Below are 11636 nucleotides of genomic sequence, written 5' to 3'. Positions count from 1 at the left end.
CTCGCCACTCGATAACTATACTTTCAAGGCACCGTCGCTCGACGAACCTGTCGAACCCGGTGATTTCGGCTCGATAATGGGCCGAATATAACGCCGCCGTAACCTGCGGCCAATTCTTGGCCGTCTAGGTTGACGGCATTGTTATAGATACGTCCAACAGAACATTGCGATGATTTTCTAACCGCACCCTTTGAATTCCATCGAATGATTGTATCAACGACTCAACTGTCTGAATTTCAGATTCAAATCGGTCACATCTAAAACGTTTAAAAAGCGAATCATCATCGCGGCCCCCACGAATCGTCACTTTTAGTACATCACTGGGATCAATGGCGCAACGCTCTTCTATCAGAGACAAAGCTTCTTCTACTGATATCGGCTCTCTGTCAGGTTGACTGCTAGGTTGAGACATACCAGAACATCCTGCAAGTATGATCAGGAGTCCTAGGGTAGCAATTGACTTCGGATACAACATTCTCAACTCCATTTGATATCTATAACGCCCAAAGCAGCGGCGCGCGTTAGCGCGTCCAGCCCGAAGGGCGACGCTGACTTTGTTTGTTATGTGTCCATTAATAATTGTTGCGATTTCGTATTCATCTATAACTGACTAGTAACATTAGGGTGAACTATTAAAATACTACCCGATTTGAAGTCAATCTCTTCTATCATTCTGTTAGGGTCAAAAGACTCTCCTACAACAGGTATGGCTGATTCCTCTCCCTCTTTTTCTGAATCGCGGAGCCAAAAATAGTAGCTACCGGTTTTGGGAGCTGTGAATTCAACTTCGTTTATTTCCCCAAAGTCCGACCCTTTGTAATGAGCTATTTCCCGAGCCTGACGACACTCTAAACGACACAGATAAAAATGAAGGTTTTCTGTAGGTGCAATTTTAAGAACGTCGAACTTTATTCGATCACCGGCATTTAAAGCATTGATAGTTCGAAATGTGTAATTATTTGGACCATTGGCATCAATAATCCCAGCACTCGTGCAGCCAACTAGGAGCACAACCAATACTAGGAGGGTCAGTTTCATAAGGTTTTGCTCCGTTTATCTACAAAAGGACTCATAACGCTCGCAGCAGCGAGCTAATTTGACGCGCAGCAGAAAATTTGTCCGCTGCCTGCGTTTGTTATTACCTTATTTCAATTGCTTCGCCGATATAGGTTATCCGCTCATGAGGAATATAGTGAACCGTGTCAGTTGTTGAATTCTCTACTCGAATGTACTCGTCCATAAATTCAACGGAGATATTTCCGCTTATCCAAAACAATTTACTTTCGTGCTGAAACAAGACTGTTGCATCTTCAAATTCAATCGTCTTGTTCTCCTTGCTATCGCAACCGGACAGAAGGAATATCAAAATTATCGCCAATCCTAGTTTAAGAGAGTTCACTATAATCAATCCTCAATAGTAATAACTAATTTAGTCTACGGAATACCAGATCCCGTTTCGATAGCTCGTTGCGCTTTATAGTAACGCCACCAGCTTGTTGTTTAGTCCATTAGACTACAGAAAACCCCACAAAATCAAAAGGATAATTTTCAAACTGGATGCTTGGTTATTGAATTAGGTGTAGCCCTTGTCTTTATAGCCCCGTTATTTGAGAACTAGGCTTTTAGGTAGCTTTATATCATGAAATGAAGTGCTATCTTGAGCCCCACAAAATCAAAGTCTAGTGGCGTTGTTTTGGGGTTCCGCTTCGGTTCAGCGGAAGGTGAAATTTGGCACTAGCTAGATGAAAAGGCGGAATCTCGCCTGATTCTTGGTTTGGGGGTTATGAAGAATGAGCAGAGTTATAGGGGTTTGGGGTGATGTTGGGGGCGGTGGGCAGCCAAGCTTTGCTCGTTCGGAGCTTATCACCGGTTACCTTAACCCAGATGAGCGCCGCATTGAGAATGAGCCTCCATCTTATTCGGGCGCTGAGCCACGCCTGCAAACACTGTACCGCAATCGCTGTCGTCAGCGCGGCTTTTCTCACCGAACAGTAAAAACCTATTGGCATTGGATTCGGCAGTATCTTAAGTATTTCAACTTCAAGCATCCTCGCGCACTAAATGAGCGAGATGTCGAAGCCTTTCTATCGCATCTTGCTGAGCATCGCCTTGTCTCTAAGGCCACTCAGAACATTGCCTTTAACGCGCTTAGGTTCCTCTATTTAGAGGTCCTGCTACTTCCCTTTGATAATGTCCAAGCTATTCGAGTTAAGCGCGAAGCAAGAGTGCCCGAGGTATTTACTCACGAAGAAGCGCTGCGGGTAATTAGCTACCTTCAGGGTCCCTACCAAGTAATGGGCAAATTGATGTATGGCTCGGGCCTTCGTCTGAGTGAAGTCTACCGATTACGTATAAAGGACGTGGACATTCAAGCCGGTCAAATTGTGATTCGAGCAGGCAAAGGTGAGGTTGATCGAATCACCCTACTACCCCAATCGGTTATTCCGGCGCTTCAGGAGCACCTAGCTAAGATACAAGCGCTCCACGATCATGATATCGCGCAGGGGTTTGGTAAGGTATCTATGCCCAATGCCTTGGCTCGAAAGTACCCCACGGAGCAACGGTCACTTCATTGGCAATTCGTTTTCCCAGCAACTCGCCTAGCTCGCGAACCGGTAAGTGGTGAATGGGTGCGTCATCACATTCATGAAACGAGTATTCAGAAGTCGGTACGCAAGGCAATTCGCCTTGCGTGCATTGGCAAGCGCTCGTCTTCGCATACCTTTCGCCACAGTTTTGCAACCCGACTCATCCAACGAGGCGTTGATATCTCCACAGTCCAAAAACTGCTGGGTCATAAGGATATCCGTACAACCCAGATTTATCTGCATACTGCAGGCGGGATTACTAATATCGTTAAGAGCCCGCTAGATTAACGAACTAGCTCGGTTTTAACATCGATATGAGCCCCTAAATTAACGAACTAGCCGCCGTTAATATCGTTAAGAGCCCGCTAGATTAACGAACTAGCCCGCCGATAATATCGACATGAGCCCCTAAACTAACGAACTAGCCCGTCGTTAGAATCCCTATCGCTGCTACTGTATCTCGGAGGCTCGCGCTGAAGTACGCCCGCGCCGTGTCACCGCATACGCCAATGGAATCACAATAAGTGTCACGAGCATCGCGCTAATCATGCCGCCAACCATAGGGGCCGCAATCCGCTGCATGGTCTCACTCCCAGAACCGGTACTTTGCATAATGGCGAGTAAGCTAAAGATAACCGTTGCCGCCGTCATGCAAATCGGCCGAAGACGGCGCGCTGCGCCTTCCACAATCAAGCCCACCTGCAGAGTTTCGCTAGTATCGAAAGCTTGCACAGACTCGTGCCCCGCAGCTTCGGACAGCTTAAGATAACTAAGCATTAACACGCCCAGCTCAACCACCAAGCCAGCCAGTGCAACAAAGCCCACGGCAACCGCAATAGATAGATTGTAGTTTAATAGCCACAGAGCCCAAACCCCACCGCTTACACCAACCGGCAAACAGACTGCAATCAGCATCACATCAATCGTCGATCGAAACGCCAAGTACAGCAGTACCACAATGATTGTCAGCGTAAGTGGGATAATTAGTTGGAGTGTTTGTTTCGCTTCCGCGAGGTATTCAAACTGTCCAGCCCACTGCCAACTGTAGCCCGCAGTGACCTTCAATTCCGAACTTAGCAAGGCCTCCGTACTGGCCACGTAGCCAGCAATATCATCGCCTACTGGGGTAATATATATGTAGGCAGTAGGTAGCCCGTTCTCGGTCTTAATGGCCCCAGGGCCCGCCTTGATGCTTACGCGCGCCACATCACCAAGCGCCACCCTTGCACCAGATTGGGTCACAATAGGTAACTCCGCCAGGCGATCATCCGACGAGCGATAGTGCTGAGGGTAACGTAGATTGATTGGATACCTCGCCACACCTTCAACGCTGTAGCTCACATTCATACCGCCCACCGCGTAGCGGACCACGTTCTGAATATCTTGGATATTAAGGCCATAGCGGGCCGCCTTATTTCTATCAATATCAATGTCAATATAGCGCCCACCTACCGGACGCTCTGCGTAAACGGACTCGGTCTGCTCATCTTCGCTCAGCAGTGCTTCGATTTGCTGCGAAAGTGTCTCAATCTCAGCCAAGTTCGGCCCAGATACTTTCAATCCCACAGGCGTCTTAATACCCGTCGACAGCATGTCGATACGCGTTTTAATAGGCATTACCCAAGCATTACTGAGCCCTGGAAGGGCTACTTGCTGATCAAGTTCGGCAAGCAAATCATCATAACTCAACCCTTCGCGCCATTCGTTTCGCGGTTTCAATTGAATCACCGTTTCAATCATGGTCAACGGGGCGGGATCGGTTGCGGTGCTCGCTCTTCCTACTTTACCAAACACGCTTGCTACCTCTGGTATTTGCGCAATCAGCCTATCGGTCTGCTGCAGTAATTGGCGAGCTTTACCAATAGAGATACCGGCATCAACCGTGGGCATATAGAGAATATCGCCTTCGTTCAGTGGCGGCATAAACTCTTGGCCTAATTGCTTCGCCGGATACCAAGCGCTGGCCGCCAGCACACCAAACACCAGAATCCAGAGCACCGGGGTCCGCAGCATCCTGGTAAGTAACCATCTATATGCGCTGCTGACTTTGTGCCCCAGACCACCATACGTTGGCGCTTGAACGTCACCGCGAAGCAAATATCCCATCAACACTGGGACCACGGTGATCGCTAAACCAGCTGCAACCGCCATGGCATAGGTTTTGGTATACGCCAGCGGCGCAAACAGCTTGCCCGATGCGCCTTCTAGCGCGAACACCGGCAGGAAGCTAACGGTGATAATAAGCAGAGAGAAGAACAGTGGCGGCCCAACTTCCACTGCGGCATCGCTAACGCACGCCCAGTGAGATCGACCGCGTTTATCACTAAGATGCCTATGGAGGTTCTCCACCATCACAATGGCACCATCAACCATCGCGCCAATTGCAATTGCTATACCACTCAGACTCATGATATTGGCGTTGATACCCTGCGCGCTCATAATACCTACGGCCGCCACAATACCTAGCGGCAGGCTTATCACAATGACTAAGGTGGAGCGGAAATGCCAAAGAAAAAGGCCACAGATAAGCGCTACCACCAATAGCTCTTCGCCTAGACGATCAACTAAATTTTCCTGTGCTCGCTCAATGAGCTGAGCGCGATCATAAACCGCCTTAATCGCCACGCCTGGGGGTAGACTAGGTGCAAGCTTAGCGATTTCTGCCTTGACGGCGTCAATGGTTTCCAGCGCATTTTCACCGCTTCGCATTACCACAATACCGCCTACCACTTCGCCAGCTCCATTCAATTCGGCAACGCCGCGGCGCATCTCAGGGCCCAGTCGCAACTGCGCGATATCACCCAATTGCAGACTCGCCCCATTGTGGATTTGTCCCAATGGGATTGCCTTCAAATCATCAAGAGACTGAATATAGCCAGACAGCTTAACCATATACTCGGCTTCAGCCATCTCAATCACCGAAGCGCCTATTTCCTGATTGCCACCTTTGATTGCTTGTTCTACATCTTGCAAGCTCAAGTTGTAGGCGCGAAGTTGGTTAGGGTCCACAATGACCTGATACTGTTGAACCATTCCGCCAACGGTAGCGATTTCTGCCACTCCGTCCACGCTTTGTAGACGATAGCGAATGAAGTTGTCGTGAAGACTCGTTAACTCGGCTAGCGTGCTCTGTTCACTTTCATCTACCAGCGCATACTGATACACCCAACCCACCCCGCTCGCGTCGGGGCCGAGTGAAGGATTGATACCTGGGGGCAGCTCACTTCCCACCTGCGCAAGGCGCTCAAGTACTCGTGATCGGGCCCAGTAGGGATCTGTACCATCCTCAAAAATCACATAGATAAAGCTGTCACCGAAAAAGCTAAACCCCCGTACGTCCTTCGCCTTCGGCACCGCCAGTAAAGCGGTGGTCAGCGGATAGCTAACTTGAGCTTCCACAACCTCTGGCGACTGACCGGGGTAACTGGTTTTAACAATGACTTGAACCTCCGATAAGTCGGGTATAGCGTCCACAGCCAAACGCTTCGCGCCAACCAGCCCAGCAACTAATAACAACAGCGCCAGCAGCAAGGTAAATCCACGGTTGGCAATAGCAAGATTAATGATCCATTTAATCATCGTTCCACCTATTGCCCGTTAAGGCGGTTTGAAGCCGCGGAGATGTTTGATTCTGAGTCAATCAAGAACTGCCCTGACGTTACCACTTGGTCACCCTCGGACAATCCTCGCAGGATAATCACTTCACCATTGGCAGACAGCCCAGCGCGGACTCGCACACTTCTGAAGCCCGCTTCGCCTACCCTAATGACCACACGATCACTACGCTCACCCTTTATGAGCGCCTGCTCAGGCACCACAATGCCAGACTTGGTAACACCGGCTTCAATACGTAGCTGGGTGAACATATTCGGCTTTAGCGCTCCGTCATGATTTGTAAGTACCACGCGAAGTTGCGCCGTTCTCAGTGCGTTACTGACCACCGGGTAAATATAATCAACTTCGCCCTCCCATTGCCTACGAGGCAGTCCCGCAACCGTCACGGTTACTGCTTGCCCCTGCTCAACCCAGGCTTGCTGCTGCTCAAAGAGCTCTGCCCGCACCCAAACCTCGTTCAAGTCAGCTATCGAGAGCAACTCTAACGACGGCTCAACGTACATCCCTTCACGAGCCATCAACGAAGTGACTACGCCATCGGACGGTGCCAAGAAGGCAATAGAATCCACCACCTCACCGCCGCGCTTTATATTCGCAATGGTTTCACTATCTAGGCCCATGAGCTGTAAACGGCGTTCAGTGGCCGCGATTAACGCGGTGTTGTTGCGCTGCACGTTGGCAATCAGTTCATTCTGCGCCGAAACAACTTCCGGTGAGTAGAGTTCAAACAGCGGCTCGCCTTTGCGAACCTCATCACCCACGGCGTACACATAAACCTTCTCAATCCACCCTTCAACCCGCGAATGCACATGACTTACATCGTCCTCGGCATAATCCACGAACCCCACGGTTTCTACTGCCAGTGCCAGCCGTCCTGACTGGGCTGTCACCGTTGTAATGCCAAAGTTCGCTTGAAAACCGGGGTCAATTTGTACCAAACCCTCAACAGACTCCTCATAAACTGGAACTAGGTCCATACCCATTGGGCTCTTGCCGGGCCCGTCTCGCCGGTAGTTACTATCCATTGGTGCCACCCAGTACAGCGGTTCTTTTTCCGCCACCGAAGGCTCGGAGGGCACGGCTGTCAGCCCGCTATGATTAGCCGTAGAATGACTGCTTAGTAACGGTTGGGCAAGCCAACCAGCTGCGAATAAACTGACACCCACTAAGGCGCCAAAAACGAGTTTCTTCATGCGAAAACCTGATCTAACTAACAATATTTGCAATGCGCGCTTAGACCATTTCGGCCTATTGAAGAAGACACTTAGTGTCTAATCACAGCGCCTACTAGCGAGCGTTAGGGCCATAATACGGCCACCTGCGAGGAAACTTAACAGCTACTCTTAACGCGCTCTAGTAACGAACGAGAGCCAACCGTCAACTCATTCTGCTAACGGCTAACCATCAAATTGGGCACTATTGAATTGGAGGGCGAAGGTGCTCTGTGGGGAGTGACGCGATAGGGACGGGTGTGTGTGTAATAGCAAGGACTTGATTGAACTGCAGCAGTGGTTGACTGCTCATCACCAGAAGGCCAAAGCCTAACGCGGAGCAATCTATAAAGCAGTTTATTGACATCAGCGGACTACCTACCACATCCGTAGCGCAGCAATCGTGGTTGGCTGAACTACTACGGGGATATTCCCCGTGGTGTGCTGGGTGGCTGGGCGAATCTTCGCTATGGAGCATCTGTACACTGTTTTGGCTTGGCATAGCCGCTGAATCACTCTTCATCATGGTGTGCTGAGACGCCATATTGGGCGCCCACGCGAGCGTAGCCGGCGATAATATTGCCAACACCACGCACAACCAGGCTACCAAAACTGTTCTCATAGAAAGATCCACAATGCTTTAACAAACACTTTAGCGTGATGACCAGTCATAAGCCAACCCGAATTTTCCGAAGGCGGCCTGAGCTTGCAAACCTAATCTTCCGAAGGCGGCCTCAGCTTGCAGGCCGAATCTTCCGATAACGACCTCAGCTTGCAAACCTAATACATCTCATTGCGGGTAAATACGGGTGGCAACGTTGCGACAGATGAAACGATACTAGCCGAGCTAATACGAACAAGTGACACTACCGGGTGTCGTTGAGTGCTTTTGAGTGCTTTTGAGTGCTGTGGCGTCGCGGTGAAGTCGCATGGAGCGCTGTGGTGTAGCGTTTACAGGATTCGGCTGACTGCCTCGTTCGCGCTGAGTGAAGTATTGAAGTATTGAAGTATTGAAATTTTTCACTTCAACAACACAAAGATGACTGCACATTCATTTAGGTTGCGATAAACTCATTTGAAAAGTAAACTGCGCTGATTAATATATTTTACACCCGTTCAATAAAATCAACTGATAGTCACATTTGAACTGATAAATAGACGTTTCTCGTTGATCGAACCTTAATAATGCTTGGAGGCTGACATGGCACTACAACTAAAAGATCCCTCCCTACTCCAGGGAAAGCTGCTCATTAACGGTCAATGGGTCAACGCTGATTCAGGTGAAACCGTTGACGTGATTAATCCCTCAACCGGTGAGATCGTAGCCAAAGTAGCTAAAGGCGGCCAAGCGGAGACTCAACGCGCCATCGAAGCGGCAGAAGCAGCGCTTCCTGCGTGGCGTGGCAAAAGCGCTAAGGAACGAGCGGTATTACTCCGTAATCTATTCAACCTAATGATGGAAAACCAGGATGATTTGGGCGCCATTCTGACCGCCGAACAAGGTAAGCCACTGGCCGAAGCAAAAGGCGAAGTAGCCTATAGCGCCAGTTTCTTGGAGTGGTTCGCCGAGGAAGGCAAACGTCTTTACGGTGATGTTATTCCAGCGCCAACGCCCGATAAGCGCATGGTAGTTATTAAGCAAGGTATTGGTGTGGTTGCCGCAATTACTCCATGGAACTTCCCATCGGCTATGTTAGGTCGTAAGTTGGGACCAGCACTAGCCGCCGGTTGTACCGTGGTATGTAAACCAGCAAACGCCACGCCGCTATCGGCCTACGCTATTGGCGTACTTGCTGAGCGCGCAGGCATCCCAGCCGGTGTAATTAACATGATCACTGGGCGTACCTCGGAAATCGGCGATGAACTAACCGGTAACCCAATTGTTAAAAAAGTTACTTTCACTGGCTCAACACCAGTAGGCAAACACCTCATGGCACAGTGTGCACAGACCGTGAAGCGTACATCAATGGAACTGGGTGGCAACGCACCATTCATCGTGTTTGACGATGCGGACATTGACGCGGCCGTTGCAGGTGCAATGATGTCTAAGTACCGCAACGCCGGTCAAACCTGCGTTTGTGCCAACCGTCTTTTGATCCAAGAATCCGTGGCGGAAGAATTCACCGCCAAGCTAGCCGCTGCGGTTGCCGAAATGAAGATGGGCGACGGCTTTGCTGAGGGTGTTACGGTGGGTCCTCTGGTTGATGAGAAGGCCGCAAACACCGTGAAAACTTTCATTGATGACGCGGTAAGCAAAGGTGCAACTATTGCGGCGGGCGGCAATGATGGCGGACTAGGTGGCTGTTTCGTAGCACCTACAATTCTAACCAATGTAACCACGGACATGAAAGTTTTCCGCGAGGAAATCTTCGGCCCTGTCGCACCAATTTTCACCTTTAAAACGGATGAAGAAGCAGTGGCTATGGCAAACGATACCGAGTTCGGTTTGGCTTCGTACTTTTACTCGCGTGATATCGGCCGCGTATGGCGAATCGCCGAGCAGCTGGACTATGGCATTGTCGGCATCAACGAGGGAATTATCTCTACGGAAGTTGCACCATTTGGAGGCGTCAAGGAATCCGGTAACGGTCGCGAAGGCTCTAAGTATGGCATGGATGATTACACTGAAATTAAGTACCTATGCATGGGTGGGCTATAAACGCGAAGGTACTGATTTTTTTAACCAAGCGTGCTGAGCAACTTAGCACACTTGCGTTTTAGACTCAGAGCACGCTTATGACTGGCGTGCTTTTTTGTATCTACTCCAAAACCCACCGCTTACTACTGGCTTACTACTGGCTTACTAAGCCAAGTAACCCCCGCTCCGTTTCGCCCGAAGAAGAGAGACCCAACACTGGGGAAAAATAATCCCAGCGCTACGTTTCACCCGAAGAAGAACTACCCAACACTCCGCCAAGTAGCCTCTGTGCTAACGTACCGCTCGAAGTAAAGCCGCCTGGTTCCACTATAAAAGCCTATGGAAATTTGCGCCCCCTTAATATCAGGTCTGAGCTTGCGTTTCGGTTTATCTAACTAGCGAAGAGGTAGCGACTAACGATAAAATGCCAAGATATTATTAGAATAAACGCCTTGGAATTATATTATGTCGTCGTTTCGCCCCGCTCGCGGACTTAGCAATCCCCATCTTCAATCCATTTTATCTAGTATGGGGCCACGCAAAATTTTGGAACCTCAGCGAGCCAAGCTACTGACGAAACACGCCAAGGAAGTGGTCATTGAAACGCCTGAAGGAGTCAAACTCCTCGCTTATCTCACCAAGCACTCGTCCGTTTCTTCCGCACAAACCAAGGGCTTAGCTATTATTCTCCACGGCTGGGAGGGTTCATCGGATTCACTTTACGTGCTATCAACGGGCCGCAAGTTACTCAGCGCGGGCTATGATGTGTTGCGCCTGAATTTGCGTGACCACGGTGATAGCCATCATTTGAATGATGAAGTTTTCAACTCAACGCGCCTTCAAGAAGTATTAGACGCGGTAAAGCTAGCCTGCGAAGCGTGGGGTGGGCAGCATAATCTGTTGTGTGGCTATTCGCTCGGAGGAAACTTCAGCGTGCGTGTGGCCCGCTTTGCCAATGAGGCCAGTATTAATTTACATCAAGTCGTTGCCATCTGCCCGGTCCTTCACCCGCCAACCACCATGGAAGCCCTCAACAATGGCATCAGCTTGTATGAGCAATACTTTGTCCGTAAGTGGAAGAAATCACTGAACACCAAGCTCTCGCACTTCCCAAGTCTAGACTTTGGCCCCGCGCTACCAAAGCTTAAGACGCTAGATCAAATGAATGATTTCTTTGTCTTAGGCTATACGGACTTCGCACAAACAAATGATTATTTCGAAGCGTATGCCATCGTCGGCGACTTCTTAGCGGACTTAAAGACACCTACTACCATTATCACTTCCGCCGATGATCCAATGATTCCACCAGCGCAGCTAGGCGAACTCGCTAAGTCAGACTACCTCAGTATCGAACTTCAACAGTTCGGAGGTCACTGCGCGTTTATTAAGGATTGGAGTTTTGATTCGTGGGCCTCGGATCGGATTGTTGAAATTGCCCAGAGCAGTTTCGCTCATCAATCTCCTTAAGCGGCCTGAGTTTCGTTCATCGCTCGTCTTGAGCGGCCTGAGTTTCGCTCATCGCTCGTCTTGAGCGGCCTGAGTTTCGCTCATCGCTCGCCTTGAGCACCCTGAGCTTCGCTCATT

Annotated in this window: 7 protein-coding genes; 3 read left to right on the top strand and 4 right to left on the bottom strand. The window is 49.8% G+C overall.

Annotated elements, in window-relative coordinates:
* Positions 1-600: 600 nt before the first annotated feature.
* The gene (locus DFR27_RS11450) at positions 601-1038 is read right to left on the bottom strand and encodes a hypothetical protein (RefSeq protein WP_121877599.1); all 438 of its coding nucleotides are present in this window, start codon (positions 1036-1038) and stop codon (positions 601-603) included.
* Between the two features lie 752 nt (positions 1039-1790).
* On the opposite strand from DFR27_RS11450, the gene DFR27_RS11440 reads away from it, so the two are divergent.
* On the top strand, positions 1791-2876 hold the full coding sequence (locus tag DFR27_RS11440) for an integron integrase (RefSeq protein ID WP_121877597.1): 1086 nt from the start codon (positions 1791-1793) through the stop codon (positions 2874-2876).
* 162 nt (positions 2877-3038) lie between these two features.
* Here the strand turns inward: DFR27_RS11440 and DFR27_RS11435 are convergent, their stop codons facing one another.
* From DFR27_RS11435 to DFR27_RS11425, 3 genes are all read right to left on the bottom strand, one after another.
* On the bottom strand, positions 3039-6167 hold the full coding sequence (locus DFR27_RS11435; RefSeq protein WP_121877596.1) for an efflux RND transporter permease subunit: 3129 nt from the start codon (positions 6165-6167) through the stop codon (positions 3039-3041).
* Between the two features lie 8 nt (positions 6168-6175).
* Positions 6176-7396, bottom strand: a complete 1221-nt coding sequence (locus tag DFR27_RS11430) for an efflux RND transporter periplasmic adaptor subunit (RefSeq protein ID WP_121877595.1) — start codon at positions 7394-7396, stop codon at positions 6176-6178.
* A 223-nt stretch (positions 7397-7619) separates the two neighbouring features.
* Positions 7620-8036: a hypothetical protein gene (locus DFR27_RS11425; protein WP_121877594.1), complete on the bottom strand. Its 417-nt coding sequence runs from the start codon at positions 8034-8036 to the stop codon at positions 7620-7622.
* 579 nt (positions 8037-8615) lie between these two features.
* Between DFR27_RS11425 and DFR27_RS11420 the strand changes: the two genes are divergently transcribed.
* On the top strand, positions 8616-10073 hold the full coding sequence (locus tag DFR27_RS11420) for an NAD-dependent succinate-semialdehyde dehydrogenase (protein WP_121877593.1): 1458 nt from the start codon (positions 8616-8618) through the stop codon (positions 10071-10073).
* Positions 10074-10517: 444 nt separating this feature from the next.
* Complete coding sequence (locus DFR27_RS11415; protein ID WP_121877592.1) at positions 10518-11519, top strand: YheT family hydrolase; 1002 nt, start codon at positions 10518-10520, stop codon at positions 11517-11519.
* The last annotated feature ends 117 nt before the right edge of the window (positions 11520-11636 follow it).

The organism is Umboniibacter marinipuniceus (assembly GCF_003688415.1).
Taxonomy (GTDB): domain Bacteria; phylum Pseudomonadota; class Gammaproteobacteria; order Pseudomonadales; family DSM-25080; genus Umboniibacter; species Umboniibacter marinipuniceus.
The sequence above is the reverse complement of the archived record's forward strand: the minus strand, read 5'-3'. Positions and strand labels throughout refer to the sequence as shown.